Source organism: Algoriphagus sp. (assembly GCF_039969895.1).
Taxonomy (GTDB): Bacteria; Bacteroidota; Bacteroidia; order Cytophagales; family Cyclobacteriaceae; genus Algoriphagus.
The window spans coordinates 37,048-61,405 of the sequence record NZ_JBDVMZ010000021.1 but is presented as its reverse complement, the minus strand read 5'-3'; the positions used below and the strand labels follow the sequence as shown (position 1 = coordinate 61,405).

Sequence of the window (24,358 nt, the reverse complement as noted above, 5' to 3'; positions counted from 1 at the left end):
GTCACCGGACTTGGGTCCGGTTGAGCAAGGGAATTTTGTGTACTGGCAAGCTTGCAGATAATCAGAATCCTTTTTTATAAAAAAGCTCAACTCTATCTACCTTTGGCGCTATAGCAACAAATGCTCGCTGATTAGCTTAATTTCACCCCTAAGCAGCACTTGTTGTGATGTAAAATATTGGCAACCTATGTGTGTATCATTAAATAAACTCTTCAATGAAGTGCTACAAAAACCTTGTTTTTTGGAGCCAAAAGCATGAAAAGGTTAAATCTTTTATTTCAAATCACACTTATAATCCTTCTGCACCTTTGCATAAGTCAGCATGGTTTTGCCCAAGATGAGAATGATACGTCGAAAGTCTCCTTAACTAAAAAAGCCCTTGAAAAAGGAATGGATTTCATCACCCGATCAAACAGAGATACTGTGCTGGTAGAAAAGGCCGAAGAAAAATTCCTCGCCTATGAGGGCATGATCATACGCACTATTACCGTAGAGCCAATTGGATTTGAGTTTTCTATCTATGGAAATGATAAGCCAATGGTGCAAAAAGTGGGTAAAATCGCCAATAAACTTCATACTAATACCAGGGAAAAGACGGTTAAACAACACCTTTTCATCAAGCCCAATCAAAAAATAAACCCCTATAAACTAGGCGATAATGAGCGATTCTTACGAGATCAGCCCTTCATTCTCGAAAGTCGCATCGTAGTCACTCCGGTGGATGGCACTGATTCAGTCGATCTGACGGTGATCACCCGAGATATTTTCAGTATAGGTGGATCGGTGGGAGGCAGCTTCCCATCTGCTCCTCTCTTCAAGGTTTATGATGCCAATTTAGATGGCAGAGGACAAGGTTTTGAATTTGATTACCTTTTTGATATCGATAGAACTCCCAAGTCAGGAATTGCTTTAGCCTATGCCAAAAGCAGCCTGCTCGGCAGTTTAGTCGATTTGACCTTATACTATACTCAACTAAACTCAGGGCTTAGCTTCGGAGAAGAGAACGAATATTCTACCGGGATAAACTTAGAACGCCCTTTGGTGTCGCCTTATTCCAAATGGGCAGGCGGAGCATACTGGAGTCAAAACTGGTCAAAGAATGTGTTTTCCAGGCCAGATTCAGTGTTTCTGGATTATAAGTACAATGCCAGCAATCTCTGGTGGGGATATAATTTTGGATCGGAAAAAGCCACCAATGATAGACAGCGAGAATTCTTGGCGCTGAGACTTTTTGACGGAAACTTCATTGACAACCCGGATCAAGATGGTCTGGAAACAGAAAGAAGGTATAACAGCAGTGCAGGAATTCTGGCCGAATTCACGTGGTACGAACAAAGCTTCATCAAAACTCAATATGTCTATGGTTTTGGACGAACTGAGGACATCCCTAAAGGTTACAATCTAGCGGTGACGTTAGGATATACTAAAACGATGAGCCTTCAAAGGCCCTATTCTGGCGCTAGCCTGAACTATAATGGAGCTTCAAAAAATGGTAGTTTTTACAATCTTACCTTAAATGGCGCGAGTTATTTCAGAAATGGCAATTCGGAAGATGGGGTAATTCAGCTTGGCGGTACGTACAATTCTCAAGCATTCCCGCTAGGAAAATATAAAATCAGAAACACAATTTCTGGATATTTCACGCAGCTTTTTGATAGAACTACCAATGACTGGCTCACCATCCGTGGTAACACTATACCCGGCTTACGAGTGGAAGAAGTGGACGCTACCCAGCGAACCTCCTTGGCTTTCGAATCCACTTTATTCACCCCTTGGTCACTGATAGGTTTTCGTATTGCTCCTTTTAGTGCTATTCATTGGACCAAACTAAAATGCCCTACCTGTGAAAGTAGCTATCAGAACTACACAGGTTTCAGTCTTGGAATGAGAATACGGAATGAGAACTTAGTATTTGGCACCATGGAAGTAAAAGGAACTTTTATACCCTCTGACGATGAAGGAAAGTCAAAATTCGCTCTTAGCTTCAGGAAAAACTTGCGCTTTAGAAATTCCGACGTCTATGTAGCTGCGCCGGATTTTATTGATTACAATTAAATCGCCTCATTTTTTAACAGCTCTCCATAAAGCCAGGACAATCAATTCAGCTAAAAGCTTTACTACCAATTAGTCAGAGAACTACTTTTTCAAATCCGGGTATTTCATTAATTTCTAATAAATTATACACCGAACGGAGCAAAAACGCTCATAATTCACTTGACTATGGGATTCAAACCCTACCTTTTCACCTTCTTGACAGTTCTCTTTTATTCAATCACGATGGCACAATCTCCAGCAAACTACGATGAATCCAAAGTTCCAGGAATCAACCTTCCTGATCCTTTTGTGAGCTTGAGCGGGCGATTCATCTCCTCAATTGAGGATTGGGAACAAATCCGCAGACCAGAGATACTAAATCTATTTAGAGAAAATATCTATGGAAATATCCCCAATGATTTTGATGAAATTTCTTTCGATGAGGTGGAAGAAGCTAGCAATCCTTATCCGGAAAAAGCCATTTTGAAAGAGGTGAATATAACTGTGACGAGAAATGGAAAATCACACACCATGCGGCTGAACCTATTCCTTCCCAAGACTGGAAACGCGCCCTTTCCGATTTTTCTTCTCATCAATCACCGTCCAAAACCGGAGGATGGTTCTTTGGTTGAAGATGGTTTTTGGCCTGTATCAGAGTTGATAAATCGTGGTTTTGCTACAGCTTCCTTCCATGGAGAAACGGTAGCTCCAGATGATGCAGAACGTTTTTCCGAAGGAATATTAGACACATTATACCCCGAAGAGCTTTCCAAACCTGACGGAATGAGAACCTTGGGTGCCTGGAGCTGGGCAGCGATGCGCGCCATGGACTATTTCGAGCAAAGCCCGTTAGTTGACATCACTAAATCTGCACTAGTTGGACATTCACGCGGTGGAAAAGCTACCCTGTGGGCTGCAGCGAACGATACTCGTTGGACGGTAGCATTCCCGAATGAATCTGGCTGTGGAGGAGCGGCAATCTCACGTAGAAAATACGGTGAGACAGTAGCTATCATCAACAGCAAATTCCCACACTGGTTTGCTGATAATTTTAATGCTTTTAATCATCAGGAAGAAAACCTACCCGTAGATCAGCACCTGCTCGCCATGCTTTTCGCGCCTAGGTCCATTTACTTCGCCAGTGCCCGTGGAGATCAATGGGCAGACCCCAAAGGCGAGTATATTTCTATGCAACTAGGAAGTCGGGTGTATGCAGAGATTTATGGGAAAGAGGTAAGTTTCCCACTTGCTTTCGAAGAACTCAAAGAGCCGATCATCCAGCCTTTCGCCGGCTATCATATTCGGCAGGGAAAACATAACTTGACTTGGGAGGATTGGGAGCATTTCATTGAGTTTGTTGAAATCCAATGGAATTAACCTAACCAAGCAAGCCTACTTCCTCAATTTGATCTAACACCCAATTACCTTATGAAAACAGCACTTATAATACTCTCACTTTTCAGCTTTTTCTCAAACCCAGAAAAACCAACCGTGAAAATCCTAAGCTCAGGCTTTATCTATGAAAAACTTCCTACTCCGGAGTGCCATGCTTCAACCCTGGTCGAAACAGACAACGGAATCTTGGCGGCCTGGTTTGGTGGCACCTACGAAAGGCATCCTGATGTCAATATTTTCACTGCCAGACTCATCAACGGAAAGTGGTCCACGCCAGAAGTAGTAGCGGATGGTATAGAAAATAAAGACTTCCGTAACCCAACTTGGAACCCGGTTCTCTACCGCAATTCAGATGATTTGCTCACCTTATATTATAAAGAAGGCCCTAACCCAAAAGAATGGTGGGGACTTTACAAAACCTCCACAGACGAAGGAAAAACCTGGTCTAAAGCCATTCAAATTCCTCCTGGAATGCTAGGGCCGGTGAAGAACAAACCTGTACAACTAGCAGATGGAACCTTGCTGCATCCGAGTAGTTTTGAAACCAATGGGATCTGGAGCATGCATGTGGAAACAACCACGGCGGACAATCAAAACTGGCGAAAAATTGAAATTGATAACGGTGATTTCCACGCCATCCAGCCTACGGTGTTATTTTATCCCAATGGAAAATTACAGATGCTAGCGCGAACACAAGAGGATGTGATCGGCACTACCTGGTCTTTGGACAACGGTAAATCCTGGTCCACTGTGGAATCCACCGGCCTAGTTCATAATAACTCTGGAATAGACGGAGTTACTTTAAAAAGCGGGATACAACTTCTGCTCTGCAACCCAATCAAAGACGGTAGAAATAAGCTTTCCCTCATGATGTCAATGGACGGTGTGAATTGGGATGAAATACATGTGCTAGAAGATCATCCAAAAGGAGAATTCAGTTATCCAGCGATCATCCAGGCCAAAGACGGCACCGTTCACCTGACATATACTTACAATAGGGAGAAAATAAAATACGTATCACTAGCCTTGGAATAAGTGTTTTCCCCAACCCTAAGCCATAAAAATCGAGCGATCTAAAATTCAAATCGCTCGATTTTTTTTGGCATCTTAAAGTGATTTCTAGTTGTTTAACGGTCTGTTACACTAGCTCCTTAGCGCATGGACAACGATCACAGGTTTTTGAGACATGGACTGTAGTTCTAAAAATCTCAGCAATCATAAATCAAAAATCCCATATCAACTTACATTTCCTTCATCTCAGATACTACCTTGGTAATCGTCTGTTTGGCATCGCCAAATAGCATCAGGCAGTTTGGAAAACCAAACAACTCATTTTCCACGCCGGCATAGCCTTTACCCATGCTTCGCTTGCAGACGATGACTGTTCTGGCTTTATCTGCATTGAGAATCGGCATTCCGTAGATCGGGCTTTGCGGATTATTTCGAGCTGCTGGATTTACCACGTCATTCGCTCCTACGATCAGTACTAGATCTGTGTTTGGAAACTCATCATTAATAGCTTCCATTTCGATCAGTTTATCATAGGAAATATTGGCTTCCGCTAAAAGCACGTTCATATGACCCGGCATTCTTCCTGCTACCGGATGGATCGCAAACTTGAAGTCTATGTTCCTCTTTTCGCATTGCTCCATTAGTTCGCGGATCACGTGCTGCGCTTGGGCTACAGCCATGCCGTAACCCGGCACTACAATCACAGAAGATACCCCATCAAACAGCATAGCCGTCTCCTCCACTCCTATTTCTTTCACAGTAATAGATGGGCCATCTGCCTGAGCTTCATTCACTGTCTGCCCAAAACCTCCCAGCAACACATTGATTAAGGATCTGTTCATGGCTTTGCACATGATCTGCGTGAGTATAATCCCCGAGGCACCGACCAGAGAACCCGCCACGATCAGCACATTATTATTGAGGATAAAACCCGTGGCGCAAGCTGCCATTCCTGAGTAGGAATTCAACAGGGAAATCACCACCGGCATATCTGCGCCGCCAATTGGAATGACCGTCAAAACCCCTAAAACCAACGCAATGACAACCAAAATAATGATAAGCAAAGGATCTGTTTGATCCATCACGGTAAATACTGCTGCGGTAAGGAATCCTAAGAACAGAAGCAAGTTAATGGCATGCTGACCTTTGAACGTGATCGGCGAACCGGAAATATTCCCATTCAGCTTCAGGTAAGCAATCAAAGATCCGGTGAAAGTAAGACCACCAATAAAGACCGAAATAATAATACTGATGACGGTCACTAGCGCTATGGACTCTACATTGACTTCTGTGCGAAGGAAATAATCCGAAAGCGCAACAGAAAAGGAGGCCAAACCACCAAATCCATTAAAAATCGCGACCATTTCCGGCATCTTGGTCATCTCCACTTTATTGGCATAGTACATACCAATCGCTGAACCTACCACGATACATCCTAGAATCTCAACTAGTGATATGGCATCAATCTGAACTAAGGTCGCCAAAATGGCTATAAACATTCCAAGCGCCGAAAGTCGGTTTCCTTGTCGTGCCGACTTGGTCTTGTTCATCATTTTCATCCCCAGCACAAACAATACTGAGGCAATCAAATATGCTAATTCTATGGCTGTACTCATTTTTTCTTGAACATTTTAAGCATACGATCTGTGACAGTGTAGCCCCCGACTACGTTGATGGTAGCAAGCACTAAGGCAATCATGCCCAGCCACTTACTAATAGTAGTATAGCCCATTTCGTTGCAGGCCAAAAGTGCTCCCACGATGGTGATTCCCGATATCGCATTCGATCCAGACATCAGCGGGGTATGCAAGGTTGGAGGGACTTTCGCGATCAGCTCAAATCCCAGAAAACTTGCCAGAACAAGTATATAAATCAGAATAATCAATGCTTCAGAGCTCATAATATGACTAGAGTTAAGTTGACTTAGTTAAAATTTTATTGGTGAATTCATGAACTACTTGCCCTTTGTAAGTGATCAAAACACCCTTGGTGATTTCCTCCTCAAGATCTAGATTAAATCCATCTTTGGTAGCCAAGTGCAGAAGAAGCGTACTGATATTAGTTGCATACAATTGACTTGCATTCGTGGACATGAGCGATGGTAAATTAGATTCACCTATGATAGTGACCCCATGCTTTTTCACGATTTGATCCTTCTCGGAGATTTCACAGTTCCCACCGGACTCCACCGCCATATCCACGATCACAGCTCCCTTTTTCATGGTTTTGACCATCTCTTCAGTGACGAGAATGGGAGACTTTTTACCCATCACCAAGGCCGTAGTAATGACCAAGTCTGCGTCTTTGATTTTATTTTCAATGAGTTCTTTTTGCTTTTGCAAAAACTCCGCAGAAACCTCAGCCGCATATCCTCCCTCCACTTTTACCTCCTCTGCTCCCTCTACGGCCAAAAATCTACCTCCGAGTGATTCCACTTGCTCCTTTGTTTCGGGACGCACATCAGACACTTCCACGACAGCACCCAATCTTTTTGCGGTAGCAATCGCCTGCAATCCGGCCACTCCAGCTCCGAAAATCAAAACCTTGGCCGGAGTGATTGTACCTGAGGCAGTCATCATCAGTGGGAAAATCTTTTCCAGATAATTTGCGCCAAGAATTACCGATTTGTAGCCAGCTAGATTGGCCTGAGAACTTAGGCAGTCCATCTTCTGCGCTCTTGAGATCCTCGGCACTGCGTCCATAGAAAAGGCGGTAATGGATTTCTTGTTCAATTCGGCGAGGATTTCCGGAAAATTATAGGCATACATGATGGACATGCAGGCAGCTCCATTTTTCATTTGGGCGATTTCTTCTTTTGTAAAAAGATTGACTTTGAGCAGAACATCTGCTTCAAAAATTGCCGGAGAATCAGCCACTGTAGCACCTGAAGCAATGTAATCTTCATTAGAAAAATTAGAACCAACCCCGGCATCTGTTTCCACTGACACGGAAAACTCTTTTTTGATCAACTGCTTAATAACATCAGGACTAAGTGCCACCCTTCGCTCCCCCGCCTTGGTCTCTTTTAAAACTCCTATTTTCATTTCAGGCTTTTTGAATTCGTTAGTTAAAATCTTTTCAGTTTCAATATATTCAAAGAAACTAGGAAAAATTATCAGGAGCCACCTGTATTGTCCTGATTATTTTATTTTTTACACTATTTAATTCTGATTTTTAAAAAAAACCTAAAATAAAACACGGGCAGGCAAATCACTAAATCAGGTAGGTCACTTTTTGGATTTGACATAGATAAAAGAATTACCCACTCTATTCTTTCAGATTTCCAAGCACACAAATCTCACGCGCTACCATTGATCATGGCATAGTAGTCCTTTAAAAACAAACAGTCCTAATTCGAAAAAATAAATCCCTATTTTAGAATACTTATTTGACCTAAAACTAAAACCTCATGCGCAAACCCAAAAAAAATTCTGAAGGACAATCACGGCGAGATTTCATCAAAAACGCAGCGATTGCCTCTTCATTTATGATTGTTCCTCGCCACGTACTCGGCGGAGTTGGATTTATTTCACCTAGCGATCAATTGAACCTAGCTGCTATCGGAGCGGGAGGAAAAGGTGCCAGTGACATTAGAAATGCTTCTGTTAATGGGCGAGAGCGAGTTGCAGCACTTTGTGATGTAGATTTTTCGGGATCTGCCAAAGCTTCGGTAGAGAGATTCCCTGACGCAAAGCGCTACGCTGATTTCCGCGAAATGCTCGATAAAGAGAAAGATATCGACGCGGTGACTATTTCTACTCCCGATCATGTGCATGGACCAGCAGCTAAGTATGCGATGGAGCGTGGGAAGCACGTATATGTACAAAAACCTATGACCCACAACATCAAAGAAGCAAGAATGCTCACTGAGATGGCCAGAAGTCAGAAAGTGGTGACCCAAATGGGAAATCAGGGCGGCTCTAATGAGCTGTTGAAACTGGTGCAAAAATGGGTGGACGAAGACAAAATCGGTAAGATTTCAAAAGTAGAAGTTTGGACAAATAGACCTGTTTGGCCTCAAGGAGGTGCTTTCCCGAAACCAGCTCCGAGCTCCAAACCAGATGCACTAAACTGGGATCTCTGGCTAGGTCCATCACCTGAAATCGCCTATACTCCAAACCTTCACCCATTCAGTTGGAGAGGTTGGTGGGATTATGGAACCGGCGCTCTAGGTGATGTGGGATGCCATTTGATCGATATTCCATTCAGAACTTTAGGATTGCACTATCCTACAGACGCAGAATGTAGCGTTGGATCAGTATATAGTGGCATGTGGACTGCAGATTATCATCCAGCCGGCTGCCCTGCCTCATCATTTATCTCGCTCAATTTCGCGGCTACGCCAAAGAGCAAGTCACCAATCAATATGACTTGGATGGATGGCGGTATTCGCCCTGCTCATCCGGACATTATCCCAGCAGATCATGACATTGGAGGTGCAGGAAGTGCCAATGGCGTATTGATCATCGGGGAAAAAGGAATTATATCCACCAATATCAATGACAGTTCTCCGCTGATGCCTAAGTTGTACCTAAATGACGGAACTCAAGAGTTTGGACCTCAGACCGAGGAAAACATTGAGCCAGAGTATGGCCATCAGAGAAAGTGGGTCGATGCATGCAAGGCTGGCTTTGGAAGTGAAGAACATAAAGGCTTGACTTCTTCATTTGATTACGCCGGACCTATGACGGAGACTGTGTTGATGGGTAATTTGGCAATCCGCAGCTACATGCTTCGAAGAGAAAATGCCAAAGGTCAACCTGAATTCTACGGACGCAAGAAATTGCTTTGGGATGGAGACAAACTTCTGATCACGAATTTTGAAGAAGCGAACCAATTCGTAGGCAGAACGTACAGAGAAGGGTGGGAAATGTAATTTTTCCCTAGAAAATAAATCATTCGGAACCCGTTCAAATTGATTTTGAGCGGGTTCTGATATTTTAATAGTGTACTAACAATCTGCCAATTCAAGAAAACTTCTGAATTCAAGTGATAAATCCCTACTTACACAGAAGCAATTTCAGGGATTTAATGGGTTGAAAAAGTCTGTTTTTCCAAAAATTTTCAAAAAAAAATCTGGAAGTAGATAATAAAAAATTGGATTTTATCCATAAATACTTTGCTTAGTTTTTTTTTAAACGTCAAGCATTCTTAGATTGGCAGGAATTAAATAATTAAAAATGGCACAAATGATTAAAAAGGGTAAAGAATTAATTCGAATCTGCCCTACCAACGCGCTTAAAATTGAGTGTTCTGTCGATGATGGCGAAACGTGGAATCTGCGATATATGGGAAATCCAGCAAGTCCTGGGGAGTTTACAGACCTGGCTGATGGAGGCAAAGAATTATTAGGCGAAGGACCAAAAGGAAGCTTCTATTCTAAAAACAAAGGAAAATCCTGGCATAAACGCTAGTTACCGCACACCACTCTCAGTTTCTGAAAAGTAGCAATGGGCAGCTTCCTAAGCTGACTAAAGAAAATCGAAAAAACCTCCTACTTATTCTGAGATGAACAAAGAGGTGATAAAATAAAAAATTCAACGAAGGATTTATTCAATTGAATTTCTTGGGCGAAATGATTGCATTTACTAGCAACAATCATTTCGCCTTTTGCTAGGGTACATTCAATAAGATTCAGCAGATTTATTGATACCTTGATGTCAGTTTGACTTCTAAATCTCCTCCCTTCAACGCTCTGGCTTATGCTGAAAAAAATCGGATTAGTCGTTTTGGCACTGGTAATTGCCATCCAATTTATACCCTATGAGAAAAATGTGGGCTCACCAGCTCCATACCCTATATCAGGAAGCTATGACATCCCAGGTCCAGTCAACAAATTACTAAACAATGCCTGCAATAATTGCCATGCAAACACGTCTGAGTACCCATGGTATGCGAGCATAGAACCTATTGGATATTGGCTGAACGACCACATTCAAGAAGGTAAAAGTCACCTGAATTTTGACGAGTTCACCAATCGCCCTCTAGCCTATCAGTATCATAAATTTGAAGAAACGATAGAAATGGTGGAGGAAAAGGAAATGCCTCTTGAGTCTTACACCTATTTTGGGCTTCATCCAGAAGCCAAGCTATCCGATGCAGACCGACAAGTAATTATAGCTTGGGCAAAAGATCAAATGGCCTATCTGAAGGCCACCTATCCTGCCGACAGCCTAGTGAGGAAGAAAAGAACAACTACTCTATAAGAGGGAAATCTTCTTTTTTAGCGCAAAGTAGTACTTGGATTCCATGCGTATCCACTATTTTTAGCCATGAGCAAAATCCAAGATACCGAAGTAAGATGGGGAATTTTAGGCGTGGGAAATGTCTGCGAAGTCAAATCCGCCCCAGCCATGAATCTTGTCCCAAACAGCAAAATAGCCGCTGTCATGCGTCGCTCGGAAGAAAAAGTGAGGGACTACGCAGCAAGACATGGAGTGCCTAAATGGTACACTTCCGCTCTTGAACTCATCAACGATCCAGAGGTCAATGCCATCTACATAGCTACCCCTCCATATGCCCATCTAGAACTAGCAAAACTCGCAGCTACAGCAGGGAAGCCTGTCTATGTGGAAAAGCCAATGGCTAGAATGCACGCTGAATGCTTAGAAATGATAGCAGCATGTGAAGCAGCTAACGTGCCTTTGTACGTGGCCTACTACCGAAGAGAATTGCCGCACTTTCTCAAAATAAAAAAATTGATTAGTCAAGGAACCTTAGGAGATATCCGTACGGTTCACATCAACTTAAAGCAAAAACTTGACGCAAGCCTGATCACAAAAGTAGAAACAAACTGGCGGGTAAATCCCGAACTTGCGGGAGGTGGCTACTTTTTTGACCTAGCTTCCCATCAGTTGGATTTACTTGACTTTTTCTTTGGGAAAATCACCCAAGCGAACGGATTTGCATCCAATCAGGCCAAAACCTACGAAGCGGAGGATATTGTGACGGGAAGTTTCGTGTTTGAAAGCGGGGTCTTAGGCACTGGTAATTGGTGCTTTACCACCTCTGAAAATGCTGAGATTGATCAAACAATAATCTACGGAAGTAAAGGAAAAATCAGTTATGAGACCTTTGGAAAAGGTGAGTTCGTACTAGAAACTGATGAAAAAGGCATAGAAAAATTCTCCTTCGACCTTCCAAAACATATACAAGAACCTCTGATTAAAACCATCGTCGGAGATTTGCTAGGCACCGGAACCTGTCAAAGTACTGGAATCAGTGGAGCAAGAGCCAATTGGGTGATGGATCAACTAGTGAAGGAGAAAATTTAATTAACCGCAAAGTTCGCGTAGATCTCCGCGGAAGGCAGTAAGCTGTTCTGCTTCTCTAGAAGAAGGACATTTCGTTGTTCCACCGCTGTTCAGGATTTGTAATCCTGAACTGAATCATTGGATTAATAGTCTATCTAAAGAAGCCCTGAACCACATAAGGCGGGGTTCACGACTTATTTATAACAAAAGCTTTACACTCAAAAATCAAAACGAAGCACCTTGAATTCTAGGTTTTCTTTATAAGCTTAAAACTGAAGAACGCCAAATTTCAACTTTTTTTAAACCAAATGTAATCTTGCTTGTTGAAGGCTATAACACTACCAAAATGTCAAGCTCCAAGACTCTATTCTTATACACTTTATGTGCCCTGATTTTTCAGGTTTGCATTCTTGGTGCATATCTACCAGCTGATTATTTTGACCAGCTTACCACGACAGAGAGTTCAATACCTTTGGACATAGAGGTAGAAGAGGAGGAGAAGTTAAATTGGTTGAGTATTGGATCTCAAGTTGCCTATGAAAATACAAATTTCATTACTAGAGAGATATCTATTTTTGTTCCTATAGCTATAGAAATCCATCACCCTGAATTGCTGGCAACTCCCCCCGAATACCTTTTTTAAGTGTAATCCTTTAGGGTAGAATTTACCTATATCTTATTCTTTGGATGTATAAATGGAGTCATTAAACTCTTGCTATTCAGCCAATTTCCTCTAACTACAACTCAATATGATATCTTTAAAAAACATTGCTTACACAGCAATATTCTATTTTTGTGCGCTTTCATTTACAGCTTCTTTTGCACAAAACACACCCAAAGTCAATGAATTGTTGAAAGTAAATCCAACTTCCTATAACGCTGACCGTGACAGTGCTTTTGCTGATCCTTATCTTGGTATAAGAAAACTCATTTATGGCAATAAGAGATTTGCAGAAGATAAAAGTATCCGGCCCAGACAGACCAATGACGATTTGAGAAACAGCTCGCTGGGTCAGGCTCCTTTTGCTACTATTGTGGGCTGTTCTGATAGCCGTGTACCCAATGAGATTATTTTTGATCAGGGTGTGGGAGATCTCTTTATTACCAGGACGGCAGGTCAAGTGATGGCAGAAGCATCCTATGGCACCATAGAATATGGAGCAGCTGTATTGAACACTAAATTAATCGTAGTTCTAGGACATGAGTCGTGTGGGGCAGTAGATGCGGCTATGAAACTTCCAGAGAACCCTCCGGGACACGTAGTGACTTTGATCAATTCTATCAAGCCTGCTTCACTAAAAGCAAAAGCAGCAAACCTTCAACCCAAAGAAGCGCTGGATTTGGCGATAAGGGAAAATGTAATCAAGCAGGTCAACGAGCTTAGATCATTGGAACCAGTGCTGAGTAGAAAATCAGACTCCGGGGAGATCTTGATCGTAGGTGCGGTATATGATCTCAATACAGGTTATGTAAATTTCATTGAGGAAACAATCGTGAGTTTACCTAAATTCTCCAAATAACCGGTATTAATATATAAGGCTGTCTCACCAAGTATTTTGATGTCGGCATGAGCACCTACCTGTCCCAAGGCAAAGAGCAAATAGCCATTTCCTTTAAATCAGGATACATTTCGGCTTCGCTCCATGTGACAACTGTACTCAGGAGACAGCCCTTTTAAAATCAAATCAAGAAATCGAGCTTGCCTGAGGCAGACAGGCCTGCCTGAGGCAGGCAGGCATGACGAAGAACGTCACACACTGGCATGATTATAATCGCTGCGAGATTCCATGTGGCTATTTAAAATCAAATTATAAACGTATGAAAAGATTAATTCTTTTGATATTACTGAGCGCTTATGGTCTTTCGTCCTCAGCCCAGACGGCCATCGACGAAGATCAACTCGGTGCTTGGTACATGTATTTCTTCAATACTAAGTTCAAGGATAGCCAATTCGGAATTCAAGGAGATTATCAATACCGGTCTTGGAACCTCGGCAGCGATAAAGAGCAGCTTTTACTTCGGACAGGTTTGACCTTTACTCCAAAAAACGCAGGCATTACATTCACTATGGGTTATGCTTTTATTTCCTCGGGGGGCTTTGGAGAGGATAATATCAATATAATCGAAAATAGAATCTATCAGGAAGCCTTGATCCCACAGAAATTGGGAGGGAGATTTTACCTCACGCACCGCTTCAGATATGAACAACGCTGGATAGAGGATTTAGACATGCGCACACGCTATAGATACAATCTTTTTATCAACGTCCCGCTCAACAAACCGAGCTTGGAAAAGAAAGCCGTTTATCTCGCACTCTATAATGAGATATTTATCAATGGAGAAAGAGAGGTAGATGCCAACACTAGCGTTCCTTTCTTTGATCGTAACCGAACCTACTTAGGGTTGGGCTATGGACTCAGAGATAATTTGCGGTTACAATCAGGCTGGATGAAACAAACAACAAATAATTGGGCTAAAGGTCAGTTACAATTCAGCCTTCATCACACCTTCTAGGTAATTTCCCAATAGATAAGAAGGGGGTATTAGCCCAAACTACGCTAGGCGATTAGGAAGCTACCTGATATCATCTCCCCTACCACAAACTAAACCTCTGGGAATAATACGTCTTGATTGTCGTTTTATAGTGCTTTTACGTACTGTAAAGCGACTTTTTTTTGGCTTTTGCAGAAAAGACTTGTGAACAGAAAGTTGAATTAAAACCAGATTGAAAGCCAATTTGCAACCTTCAAGCGGTTGACTATTGTTAAAAATCATATCAAGTAAAGGATAGCTTTACCCAACAAAACTCCTATTTTTAATTTGTTTAATGCACCATCCTAAGGATCTATTCAAATCACTTTTGAAAATCCAATCGCAAAAATTATTCTCTCCAACATTTTTTTTCTCAACAATAAGTAATTGACGGTCGAATTCTAGCCAAGCAGACTTTTGGTTAAATTAACACGCAGACCAAACCAGCAATAACAATGAAAAGATCTATCCTCTTTCTAACGCTTTTACTACCTCTATTCAGTTTTGCCCAAAATGAGCAAGAAACATACAAGAAAGTTTCGGGAGAATTTGAACAGTACTTTAATGCCGCTGAGTATCAAAAGATATTTGATCTTTTTTCCTCCCAGATGAAAGCAGCTTTACCCATTGAGAAAACGACAGACTTTATCAATGGACTCCATTCTCAGGTTGGGAAAATTGAGAATATGGAATTTACCCGTTATGAAAACGGTACCTATGCTTCCTATAAAACAACTTTTGAGAAAGGTCTTTTTGCTGTCAATATTTCTCTTGACACTGATTCAAAAATAAACGGCTTGTTTGTCAAACCTTTCCAAGAACGTAATCTACCTACACTTGAAAGGAACAAAACCAAATTGATCCTGCCATTCCAAGGCGAATGGACGGTGTTTTGGGGAGGTGACACTAAAGAGCTGAACTATCATGTGGAACATGCAGCCCAAAAAAATGCCTTCGACATCATGATCATGGATGCAAGCGGAAAGACCTATAAAACCAATGGACAGACAAATGAAGACTACTATGCATTTGGTAAGGAACTGATTTCTCCTGCAGATGCAGAAGTGGTGCTAGTGGTAGATGGAGTCAAAGACAATGTTCCAGGTGAGTTGAATCCTATATATATTCCAGGTAATACGGTCATTTTGAAGACTGTAACTAATGAATATTTATTCTTTGCGCATTTCAAACAACACTCGATAGTTGTAAAAGAAGGTCAGAAAGTAAAGCAAGGAGAGTTGCTGGGCCTATGTGGGAATTCAGGAAATTCTTCGGAAGCTCATCTGCATTTCCATATTCAGAATGTGGAGGACATGACTAAAGCTACCGGAGCCAAAGCCTATTTTGAAGAAATCATAGTGAATGGAGAAACAAAAACGGATTATTCTCCCGTCAAAGGAGATAAGGTCAAAAACAAGTAAAAGAAGTGATGAGTGCTTGCTGAGCGTTGAGGTATATAGAGGTATTTTACACCCCTGAGCTTATCGCAGAAATGATGAAAAAGTAAACATTTTTCAACCCAATTCACCAGAAAAAAACCTTGTAATAAACAAAAACGGGAAGAGATTCTTGCGAATTCTTCCCGTTTCACAAATTAAAAACCATGGTTTTCAATCTGTGTCAAGCTAATGTTGGTGGCTATCCTCAGTTGCCCGAGTTTATATTCTAGCTTTGAAAGCTACGCCGAAACGCATGTCCCATTAGAGTTCTCTTGTAATGCACTTCTGCAGCGAACTGTCTCAGTCTTTTCCCAAGGGATACAACCATTCATGCCAAGAGTCTCGATATTCACTTAGGAATATCATTCATGGGCCGATCAGTAGTTGCACTTCTGCGGTAAAACCGTTGCAAACTTCTGGATCTAACCAGCCGTTCCTTTGTGCTCGATCGCATTCTCTCCGAAGAGATTCAGCCAGTTGACTAATCGTATTCTCACTTCTGGGGTTACCCCTCTCAAAGTACAATTGCTTGCGCTTCTTTCATGTACGAAGATTTGAATCTATCTGAGGACTGATCCAAACTCAACCTAATCGATTTAGCACTTCTGCGATGTTTCGTCTCAGAAATTTATTCTAAAATAAATTCCCCTTTGTGCCCGATCTCAAACTTTCAATTAGAATCCGGGAGCGTATTCCCGACCATTTATCCTTTACTTGATGTATTAAAGTTGAAAAATATAAAACCTGATTCCAACAAAACAACTAATTAATTCTCCACAATTTCTCCCCAAAGAATCAGCTGTAAGTACACAAGATATCCACTCAATTAATAGATTTATCCACAGTTTTCAATTGATATCACCACCGAATTTGACTTTTACAAACTATTCACCTCACAAATTCAGATTCTGTTCCATTTCTCGTATTTTGAATGCTGATTAAATACTCAAACCAAAATAGGCCTAAAAATGAATCCCCGCAGAAATTTCATCAAATCTTCCGGAATCATCGCGGGAGGCCTTTGGCTCGCCCCTTCACTTCTACAAGCCAGGCAAAGAATAGGTGCCAGCGATCAAGTCCGAGTAGCATTGATCGGCTGCAATAACATGGGCTTTGGAATTCTTCGTCATCACTTGGCACTGCCACAAGTTGATTGTGTAGCACTCTGTGATGTAGATCAAAATGTGCTAAACCGCAGAATCGCAGAGGTGGAAACCGCCCAAGGAAAGAAGCCGGATCGTTATACAGATTTCAGAAAGCTACTGGAAAGAAACGACGTTGACGCTGTGATTATCGGCACGCCTGACCACTGGCATTGCCTGATCGCTGTCGCCGCATGCCAAGCTGGAAAGGATGTTTACGTAGAAAAACCCATGGCGAATACCATTGGTGAGTGCGAGCTGATGGTGAAAGCGACTCATCGATACAACCGAATAATGCAGGTCGGTCAGCAGCAACGATCTGGTCAAGCATTCATCGAGTCTCGGAATCTGGTCAAAAGCGGCTACCTGGGTAAAATCAGAAAAGTCAATATTTGGTCAAATTTCAATTACGGACTGGGAAACTTCATACAACCCGCCATGCCCATCCCTCAAGGTGTGGATTATGATTTCTGGCTAGGACCCGCAACCTCCAGAGACTTCAACCCCAATCGCTTTCATGGAAGCTGGCGACATTTCTGGGACTACGGCGGAGGATTGATGTCTGATTGGGGAGTCCACTTGCTCGATATGGCTATCTGGGTAGAAGAGACTCCAGCCACACCCTCTTTAGTGCAGGTTTATGCCACTAATGCCAACATGGAAAACAGGGATCGCGACACTTTCGACACCATGAATGTCCTCTATCCTAAAAAGGACTTTCTGATCAATTATGACATGAATGGAGGACTTCAAACAGGACCTTACAACAAACCCTACGGGATAGGCTATGTGGGAGAAAAAGGTACGCTAATCCTAAATCGCAATGGCTATGAAATCTACCCTGAATGGGACACGGTAGCTAAGGAGCCAAAAGTACAGGCAAAAAATCTAGATGGCATGACCGAGAGCCACAACCTCCATGTGGCCAACTTCGTCCAATGTATTAAAACCCGAGAACAACCCGTTTGCCCTCCTGAGGCCGGGAGAATAGCCGCACTTCATGCCCATATCCCAAATATCGCGGCAAGAATCGGTGCCGAACAATTGATATGGAACGAAGAAATTAGAGAATTTACAGGAAATGCTTCCGCAAATGAATTGATTTGGCCAACTTATCGAGCTCCATGGATTTTACCTGATATTAACTCCTAAGCATTAAATTCACCTCAAACAAAACCTTAACCTAGATCTCCAAATGGATAATTCAGACAATAGTAGTTACAAGAAAAATCTTAAAAAGCTAAACGAGAGATATGCTAACGATCCTGAATTCAGAGAAAGTAAGCAGAAGATTTATCGTGAGCGCTACCAAAACGATCCTGAATACAGACAAAAAACGCTTGAGTCTGCTAGAAATCGCTACCATAATGATCCCGAATATAGGAAGGCCACACTTGAGCGCTCAAGAAAACGCAATTCAAAAAATAAAGGGGACGACTCCAAAGAATGAGCCCTTAAGCAATTTTATTACTGCCATAAAATACTTTATAATTTTCCACGGCTAGAATTTTTCAAATACAAATATCCGCACCCTTTCCCTTGTACGAAATTTCTTTGTTCATCCGGACAGGAGCTTCTTCCTCTCGTCAGGGGTTTGTGCTCGAAGCGGCCTCAACTTTTTAGTCAACCAAATCATTTATTGCTTTGTCGGTTTTCCGGGAACAGAGCAGACAATGAAATTTTCTAAAAATAACATCTGATATCACTAGCAGCTTTTTTTCGCCAAAACGCAAGGGTCTATAGTGAAAAATTATTTTTACCTTACTCGCATTATTATATTTTTTCAATTAAGTAACAATATAATATTTGATTTTTTAACAATCATAGCATTTCAGCAAATTAATTAGACCAATTTTTTACGTAAACACCAATCAGCAATTACCCATTTTAAGGAAGTTCTTAAAATTGGCGTGATTTTGGTTTCAGTATGCATGCATCCTTTTTACAGATAATTGCATCTGCATCAATGGAAGCCCACCAAACCAACCTGATTACCGAACAAATTATTTAACTCCTAATCCAACGAAACATGAAAACGCTACAAGTACCCCGATGGCTGAGAAACCTGACCCTTGGAATCATCGCTTTGATCTGGATAAGTCCTGGTGAAATCAAGGCAGAATCTAGAGGAGGCGTTTCTTTCCAGGTATTCTACGATGAACTGATGCCTTATGGCGATTGGGTAAAAGACGCCCGATATGGCTACGTATGGCTTCCAGCCGTCTATGAAGACTTTCACCCTTACGGCACGAACGGGCACTGGGTGATGACAGGTTACGGCAACACCTGGGTGTCTGACTATGACTGGGGCTGGGCTACTTTCCATTACGGGAGATGGTATTTTGACACCAATTATCAGTCTTGGGCTTGGGTTCCAGATTACAACTGGGGTCCAGCTTGGGTGGACTGGAGATCTGGTGGCGGATACTATGGCTGGGCACCCATGGGTCCTGGCTTCTCCATCAACTTCAGAATAAATATCCCTGCGAATTATTGGGTTTTCGTGCCTCAGGTAAGATTTGGCTATGCCAACGTTTACAAATACTATGTGCCGTATGGCCGAAGAACGCACATCTACAACCAAACCACAATTATCAATAACACCGTAGTGTATAATAATAACCACTACTATGGCGGACCTTCCCAAAGAGAAGTAGAACGAGTGACCAACAGATCATATCCTGAGAGAAGGGTGGTAAGTAGCAATTCAGCGGGCCGAACGGTAGCCTCCAGAACTGCAGTGAGCGCTTATAGACCTGACTTACAAAGTGCAAGAGGGACTACGGAGGCTGCGAGACCGTCTAGAACTCTATCTTCCGGAGAAGCCAGAACTCAACCTTCAGCTCGTCCATCTAGGTCTGCCGGCAGATCAGAAGCTGTTTCTGGCCGATCAACGAACACTTCTTCTGGAAGCTCTAGGTCTTCAGCAAGCACTCCTTCTAGCCGAAATGAAGGCACTTCTACAAGATCTGCTAGCCCATCTTCAAGCCGAGCTGGTAGTTTTGAAACAACTCCATACTCAGGCTCTCAAACGAGAACTTCGACCCCTAGTCGCCAGAGTCAGGTAAGCCCTGGCAATTCTCGAAGTAGCGAGAGTAGAACATCTTCTCCTACGGTGAGAACTGCACCGAGCAAGCAAAGTACTTCTAGAACACAGTCACCACCAGCTACTCAGAAGTCAAGTCCAGCCAGAACTCAAACAGCGCCTGCAAATCGCACTACGCAAAGCAGAACAACTCCTAGTTCTACTAGATCACAGCCAGCTCAGTCAAGGACTCAGTCTTCTAGTCCATCAGTGAAAAGTTCACCATCTAGGAGTACTGAGTCCAGATCTACCCCTAACGAGAGTAGATCTTCATCTCAGGTAAAAAGTTCTTCGAGTTCAAGATCTTCCTCTCCTTCTACGAACGCTAGAACCTCATCTGGCAGTTCATCATCAAGATCAACTTCGAGTAGAGGAAATATGTAATCGAGTCCTAAACCAGCATAAAAGGGTAGCCAATCGGCTATCCTTTTTTTTAAGTTTTTTTTACTTAGGACCTCACAGAATGTGACCAATGACAAATCATTCACTTGTAAAAATTTTGAAGCCCACTTTAATGCATTGTTTTACGTGAATATCCGCTTGTTTACCAGTAAAGAGCTTAATTGTAAAATGAGTTCTTGTCAATATAAGAAGTGAACCCAGTTCGATCAGAGGACTTGGGACTTCTGTCCGGTTGAGCGAGGGAATTTTGGATTCTGGCAAGATTGCGGATAATTAGTTGACTCTTTTTTAAACTGTTAGTAAAAAAATGCACTTAATTCCGAATCGCAGTGAAAGGACAATAAGTGAATCTTTCAAAATCGCATCACTAACACACTTACTTGTACCATACCACCACTCAACTAGCCTAGTACGCCAAATAAAATTTCGAATTGGGGTTTTTGTCTATCTTTGCAACCTGTTTTCAACTCGAGCGGAACAAACCGCCAAACCTACCCACACCTTGAAACAATACTTCAACTTATTCGATTTCAGCCAAAAAGTAGATTATAAAACTGAGGTTCTCTCTGGACTTACAGTAGCAATGGCCCTCATTCCAGAGGCTGTAGCTTTTGCATTAATAGCTGGGCTTTCACCACTGACGGGCTTGTATGCGGCATTCATGATGGGTTTTGTCACTTCCATTTTGGGAGGCCGACCAGGGATGATCTCTGGCGCAACTGGTGCTGTGGCTGTAGTTATTGTCACCTTAGCCGCAACTCACGGAGTGGAATATGTCTTTGCAGCGGTTGTGTTAGCAGGTATTTTACAGGTATCTGCAGGAGCGCTAAGACTAGGCAAACTGATGCGCTTGGTACCACACCCAGTGATTTTTGGATTCGTAAATGGTCTGGCTATTATCATTTTCATGTCTCAGCTGGATCAGTTTAAGGATGCTTCCGGCAACTGGCTCACTGGATCTTCACTTTACATTTTGCTTGGGTTTGTTTTGTTAACCATGCTTATTATTTGGGGCTTACCAAAACTCACCAAAGCAGTTCCAGCCTCATTGACAGCTATTTTAGTCGTATTTGGCATCGTCACTGTACTCAATATCGACACCAAAACCGTTGGAGATATAGCAGCTATCAAAGGCGGTTTCCCTCCTTTTCACCTTCCAGCTGTTCCTTTGACTTTCGAAACACTTCAGATCATTTTCCCTTATGCTGCTATAGTGGCAGGAGTTGGCTTGATTGAAAGTCTTTTGACGCTAAATATCATCGATGAAATCACCGAGACACGGGGACGTGGAAATAAAGAAGCGGTAGCTCAAGGCATAGCCAACATGCTTTCTGGGGTATTTTCGGGAATGGGCGGCTGTGCCATGATCGGCCAGAGTTTAATCAATGTTTCTTCCGGCGCTAGAGCCAGGCTATCAGGAATCGTTGCCTCGGTCATGCTTTTGGTCTTTATCATGTTTGGTTCTAGCCTGATTGAGCAGATGCCAATGGCCGCTTTGACAGGTCTGATGATCATGGTTTCTATAGGCACATTCGAATGGGCGAGCTTAAAAACCTTCACGAAAATGCCAAAATCGGATGTATTCCTGATGGTGCTAGTGACGCTGATCACTGCTTTCTTGCATAATTTGGCTTTGGCAGTACTAGTAGGCGTGATCCTAGCAGCCTTGTTTTTTGCTTGGGATAATGCAAAAAGAATCCGCGCCAGAAAGCACATCGATGCAAATGGTGTAAAGCACTACGAAATGTTTGGACCGCTGTTTTTTGGTTCTATTGCTGCATTCAACGAGAAATTCGATGTACTCAATGATCCTGGTGAAGTGATTATTGATTTCCAGGAAAGCCGTGTGGTGGACATGTCGGCCATAGAAGCCTTGAACAAATTGACGGAGCGCTATCTGAAAGTCGGGAAAAAAGTGCATCTAAAACATCTGAGCCCTGATTGTAAAAAATTGCTTGCCAATGCAGATCAGCTGATCGACGTAAATGTACTGGAGGATCCTACCTATAAATTGGTGGTGGATTAAGAAAATTTTTAACCACCTAAAACTCGATAAATTACTTAATTCCTATCCTTGATGATTGAATTTGTCCGATGATCCATAGTTCACCAGTAGCCAAATGTGATGGTTGTTCACCTCGACCTCTCTCGGTGACCATTAGTGTGCTATGTTGGGGATGGGAGGCTATGATAAAAAAACAGGCCGATGATTGATCATCGGCCTGTTTACTTTTCAAGTTTATGTAGGTCAATTCACCTCGAAATAGTATTCAGTACCATCCTGGAACATACCAAGGACAACGATAGGGTCGCCCTCTGTTTCCTTTAATACTTCAAGCAATTTGTCAACGTTTGTAATTCTAACTCTACCATTTTCATTAATTATTGAAGTAATGATGAAGCCAGTTCGCGCACCTGAATTTCTCCATTTTTGACCATTCACCGCTGCAATTACTGCACCTCCAGAAAGCTCAAGCTGGCTTTTCACTCGCTCAGGAATTTCTTCAAATCTCACCCCTTCAAATTCATAGGTGATAGGAATAACTTTCTCCACAATATCAGTAGTCCCTGAGAAATTCTTCAATGTAGCGTTCGTAGTTATGGTTTTACCATCCCGAATGTATTCCACATCTACCTTATCTCCTGGTCTTTTTCTTGCCACCAATTCCTGAAGGTTAGCAACATTATTAGTTGCTCTTCCATCCACGCTAATGATGATATCACCTACTTTGAGACCGGCATCTTCTCCACCGCTATTTTCATTCACACTTCTGATATACACGCCCTGCTCCACAGGAAACTCAATATCTAGGCTTTCTGCAAGTTCTTGACTTACATCTAAAATCCCAACACCAAGTAAAGCGCGCTGTGCGGTTCCATATTTCATCAGGTCATCCATCACTTTTTTCACCAAAGTGCTAGGCACTGCAAATGAATAACCATTAAATGTCCCTGTATTACTAGCTATCGCGGTATTGATACCTATCAACTCCCCGGCGAGGTTCACTAGAGCTCCTCCTGAATTTCCAGGATTGACTACAGCATCTGTCTGCAAAAATGATTCGATAGAGAGGCCATCTTCTACATTTCTGAGGATCCCGATGTTTCTGGCTTTGGCCGAAATAATACCAGCTGTCACTGTAGAATTCAAATCAAATGGATTTCCAACAGCCAAAACCCATTCGCCAATTTTAGTTTTATCAGAATCACCAAATCTCACAAATGGAAGTCCATCTGCTTCAATCTTCAACAGGGCCAAATCAGTCGTAGGATCAGTCCCAATTACTTTCGCCTCGTAGCGCTTGTTGTTATCCAGAGAAATCTCCAGGCGGCTAGCATTTTCTACCACGTGATTGTTGGTCACGATATAGCCGTCGGGAGAAATGATCACCCCAGAACCAGTGCTCATCACTGAAGGTCTATCTCCCTGTTGCTCTCGAGGAGGTATTCCGAAATACTCCTGTATAGGATCTCTTCGGCCTCTAGCTCTCGCGGAGTAAGTCATTTCACTTTTGACATGTACTACTGCCGGAACGACAGTTTCAGCAGAAGCAACAAAATTTATCCCATCAGGAACGGTAAATTCATCCCCAGAAAGCAAGTTTGCAAAGCTTATCGGCTGCTTTTCATCGAAGCTGTTTGCACTTTGTGGTTGGATGAGAAAATTAACACCTGCCAAGGCGACAATGCCTCCAATCAATGAGGCTAGAAGCATTCCCAAAAAGAACTGTTTTTTGCTCATATTTTCTTAGTTTTATTTATAAGTATTAAACTGAGTGATTGCTCGAATAGATCCAACTATTATACCCAAAAAGCTTATCAGAACTCCAAATTAACATGAATTAACCGCTTTTCGAACGCTTACCATTAGTTAATCTTGACAGTTTTATGCTTAGAACGGCCTACTATTCTAACTGTAGATTAGTGATCTTGTTTTAGAAGATCTGATCCATTGTCAGTTTAATTACTGTAATCTTGCATGTATAATGTGACGACGTAAAGCTAGGTTAAAGCATATTTGGCTCACTTATCTTTAAAGTCTCTTTTAAAACGATTTCTCTATAT

General features: G+C 42.2%; 19 protein-coding genes. 15 read left to right on the top strand and 4 right to left on the bottom strand.

What is annotated here, in order from left to right:
* The first annotated feature begins 255 nt into the window (after positions 1-255).
* The 3 genes from ABJH64_RS15020 to ABJH64_RS15010 all read left to right on the top strand — a co-directional run bounded on the left by ABJH64_RS15020 (position 256) and on the right by ABJH64_RS15010 (position 4,464).
* Positions 256-2,055: a hypothetical protein gene (locus ABJH64_RS15020; protein ID WP_348276529.1), complete on the top strand. Its 1,800-nt coding sequence runs from the start codon at positions 256-258 to the stop codon at positions 2,053-2,055.
* Between the two features lie 165 nt (positions 2,056-2,220).
* Complete coding sequence (locus tag ABJH64_RS15015) at positions 2,221-3,411, top strand: acetylxylan esterase (protein ID WP_348276528.1); 1,191 nt, start codon at positions 2,221-2,223, stop codon at positions 3,409-3,411.
* Positions 3,412-3,462: 51 nt separating this feature from the next.
* Positions 3,463-4,464 carry a sialidase family protein gene (locus ABJH64_RS15010; RefSeq protein ID WP_348276527.1) on the top strand — a complete coding sequence of 334 codons (1,002 nt, stop codon included), beginning with the start codon at positions 3,463-3,465 and terminating at the stop codon, positions 4,462-4,464.
* 206 nt (positions 4,465-4,670) lie between these two features.
* Here the strand turns inward: ABJH64_RS15010 and ABJH64_RS15005 are convergent, their stop codons facing one another.
* The 3 genes from ABJH64_RS15005 to ABJH64_RS14995 are packed head-to-tail and all read right to left on the bottom strand — an operon-like array spanning position 4,671 to position 7,484.
* On the bottom strand, positions 4,671-6,056 hold the full coding sequence (locus ABJH64_RS15005; protein WP_348276526.1) for an NAD(P)(+) transhydrogenase (Re/Si-specific) subunit beta: 1,386 nt from the start codon (positions 6,054-6,056) through the stop codon (positions 4,671-4,673).
* Positions 6,053-6,340, bottom strand: a complete 288-nt coding sequence (locus ABJH64_RS15000; protein ID WP_339870008.1) for an NAD(P) transhydrogenase subunit alpha — start codon at positions 6,338-6,340, stop codon at positions 6,053-6,055. The genes ABJH64_RS15005 and ABJH64_RS15000 overlap by 4 nt, the downstream gene beginning before the upstream one ends.
* A gap of 13 nt (positions 6,341-6,353) precedes the next feature.
* Positions 6,354-7,484: a Re/Si-specific NAD(P)(+) transhydrogenase subunit alpha gene (locus tag ABJH64_RS14995; protein ID WP_348276525.1), complete on the bottom strand. Its 1,131-nt coding sequence runs from the start codon at positions 7,482-7,484 to the stop codon at positions 6,354-6,356.
* 365 nt (positions 7,485-7,849) lie between these two features.
* Between ABJH64_RS14995 and ABJH64_RS14990 the strand changes: the two genes are divergently transcribed.
* From ABJH64_RS14990 to ABJH64_RS14935, 12 genes are all read left to right on the top strand, one after another.
* Positions 7,850-9,316 carry a Gfo/Idh/MocA family oxidoreductase gene (locus ABJH64_RS14990; RefSeq protein WP_348299754.1) on the top strand — a complete coding sequence of 489 codons (1,467 nt, stop codon included), beginning with the start codon at positions 7,850-7,852 and terminating at the stop codon, positions 9,314-9,316.
* A gap of 304 nt (positions 9,317-9,620) precedes the next feature.
* Positions 9,621-9,854: a hypothetical protein gene (locus tag ABJH64_RS14985; RefSeq protein WP_348276523.1), complete on the top strand. Its 234-nt coding sequence runs from the start codon at positions 9,621-9,623 to the stop codon at positions 9,852-9,854.
* 288 nt (positions 9,855-10,142) lie between these two features.
* The gene (locus tag ABJH64_RS14980) at positions 10,143-10,646 is read left to right on the top strand and encodes a heme-binding domain-containing protein (protein WP_348276522.1); all 504 of its coding nucleotides are present in this window, start codon (positions 10,143-10,145) and stop codon (positions 10,644-10,646) included.
* A gap of 66 nt (positions 10,647-10,712) precedes the next feature.
* Positions 10,713-11,714 (top strand): Gfo/Idh/MocA family oxidoreductase, encoded by a 1,002-nt coding sequence (locus ABJH64_RS14975; RefSeq protein WP_348276521.1) that lies wholly within the window; start codon positions 10,713-10,715, stop codon positions 11,712-11,714.
* Between the two features lie 295 nt (positions 11,715-12,009).
* A complete protein-coding gene (locus ABJH64_RS14970) occupies positions 12,010-12,336 on the top strand; it encodes a hypothetical protein (protein ID WP_348276520.1) in 327 nt (108 codons plus the stop codon).
* A gap of 106 nt (positions 12,337-12,442) precedes the next feature.
* Positions 12,443-13,213, top strand: a complete 771-nt coding sequence (locus ABJH64_RS14965) for a carbonic anhydrase (protein ID WP_348276519.1) — start codon at positions 12,443-12,445, stop codon at positions 13,211-13,213.
* Positions 13,214-13,511: 298 nt separating this feature from the next.
* The gene (locus ABJH64_RS14960; RefSeq protein ID WP_348276518.1) at positions 13,512-14,207 is read left to right on the top strand and encodes a DUF2490 domain-containing protein; all 696 of its coding nucleotides are present in this window, start codon (positions 13,512-13,514) and stop codon (positions 14,205-14,207) included.
* Between the two features lie 473 nt (positions 14,208-14,680).
* On the top strand, positions 14,681-15,646 hold the full coding sequence (locus ABJH64_RS14955; protein ID WP_348276517.1) for a DUF3887 domain-containing protein: 966 nt from the start codon (positions 14,681-14,683) through the stop codon (positions 15,644-15,646).
* Between the two features lie 986 nt (positions 15,647-16,632).
* Complete coding sequence (locus ABJH64_RS14950; protein WP_348276516.1) at positions 16,633-17,958, top strand: Gfo/Idh/MocA family oxidoreductase; 1,326 nt, start codon at positions 16,633-16,635, stop codon at positions 17,956-17,958.
* Between the two features lie 43 nt (positions 17,959-18,001).
* A complete protein-coding gene (locus ABJH64_RS14945) occupies positions 18,002-18,256 on the top strand; it encodes a hypothetical protein (protein WP_348276515.1) in 255 nt (84 codons plus the stop codon).
* 579 nt (positions 18,257-18,835) lie between these two features.
* On the top strand, positions 18,836-20,275 hold the full coding sequence (locus tag ABJH64_RS14940; protein ID WP_348276514.1) for a DUF6600 domain-containing protein: 1,440 nt from the start codon (positions 18,836-18,838) through the stop codon (positions 20,273-20,275).
* Between the two features lie 520 nt (positions 20,276-20,795).
* Positions 20,796-22,319: a SulP family inorganic anion transporter gene (locus ABJH64_RS14935; RefSeq protein ID WP_348299757.1), complete on the top strand. Its 1,524-nt coding sequence runs from the start codon at positions 20,796-20,798 to the stop codon at positions 22,317-22,319.
* A 222-nt stretch (positions 22,320-22,541) separates the two neighbouring features.
* Here ABJH64_RS14935 and ABJH64_RS14930 read toward each other — a convergent pair whose 3' ends face one another.
* On the bottom strand, positions 22,542-24,035 hold the full coding sequence (locus ABJH64_RS14930) for a trypsin-like peptidase domain-containing protein (RefSeq protein ID WP_348276512.1): 1,494 nt from the start codon (positions 24,033-24,035) through the stop codon (positions 22,542-22,544).
* Between the last annotated feature and the right edge of the window lie 323 nt (positions 24,036-24,358).

Excerpts from the sequence above, each read along its gene's own strand:
- ABJH64_RS15020 (WP_348276529.1), top strand. The coding sequence starts at position 256 with ATGAAAAGGTTAAATCTTTTATTTCAAATCACACTTATAATCCTTCTG.
- ABJH64_RS15015 (WP_348276528.1), top strand. The coding sequence starts at position 2,221 with ATGGGATTCAAACCCTACCTTTTCACCTTCTTGACAGTTCTCTTTTAT.
- ABJH64_RS15010 (WP_348276527.1), top strand. The coding sequence starts at position 3,463 with ATGAAAACAGCACTTATAATACTCTCACTTTTCAGCTTTTTCTCAAAC.
- ABJH64_RS15005 (WP_348276526.1), bottom strand. The coding sequence starts at position 6,056 with ATGAGTACAGCCATAGAATTAGCATATTTGATTGCCTCAGTATTGTTT.
- ABJH64_RS15000 (WP_339870008.1), bottom strand. The coding sequence starts at position 6,340 with ATGAGCTCTGAAGCATTGATTATTCTGATTTATATACTTGTTCTGGCA.
- ABJH64_RS14995 (WP_348276525.1), bottom strand. The coding sequence starts at position 7,484 with ATGAAAATAGGAGTTTTAAAAGAGACCAAGGCGGGGGAGCGAAGGGTG.
- ABJH64_RS14990 (WP_348299754.1), top strand. The coding sequence starts at position 7,850 with ATGCGCAAACCCAAAAAAAATTCTGAAGGACAATCACGGCGAGATTTC.
- ABJH64_RS14985 (WP_348276523.1), top strand. The coding sequence starts at position 9,621 with ATGGCACAAATGATTAAAAAGGGTAAAGAATTAATTCGAATCTGCCCT.
- ABJH64_RS14980 (WP_348276522.1), top strand. The coding sequence starts at position 10,143 with ATGCTGAAAAAAATCGGATTAGTCGTTTTGGCACTGGTAATTGCCATC.
- ABJH64_RS14975 (WP_348276521.1), top strand. The coding sequence starts at position 10,713 with ATGAGCAAAATCCAAGATACCGAAGTAAGATGGGGAATTTTAGGCGTG.
- ABJH64_RS14965 (WP_348276519.1), top strand. The coding sequence starts at position 12,443 with ATGATATCTTTAAAAAACATTGCTTACACAGCAATATTCTATTTTTGT.
- ABJH64_RS14960 (WP_348276518.1), top strand. The coding sequence starts at position 13,512 with ATGAAAAGATTAATTCTTTTGATATTACTGAGCGCTTATGGTCTTTCG.
- ABJH64_RS14955 (WP_348276517.1), top strand. The coding sequence starts at position 14,681 with ATGAAAAGATCTATCCTCTTTCTAACGCTTTTACTACCTCTATTCAGT.
- ABJH64_RS14950 (WP_348276516.1), top strand. The coding sequence starts at position 16,633 with ATGAATCCCCGCAGAAATTTCATCAAATCTTCCGGAATCATCGCGGGA.
- ABJH64_RS14945 (WP_348276515.1), top strand. The coding sequence starts at position 18,002 with ATGGATAATTCAGACAATAGTAGTTACAAGAAAAATCTTAAAAAGCTA.
- ABJH64_RS14940 (WP_348276514.1), top strand. The coding sequence starts at position 18,836 with ATGAAAACGCTACAAGTACCCCGATGGCTGAGAAACCTGACCCTTGGA.
- ABJH64_RS14930 (WP_348276512.1), bottom strand. The coding sequence starts at position 24,035 with ATGAGCAAAAAACAGTTCTTTTTGGGAATGCTTCTAGCCTCATTGATT.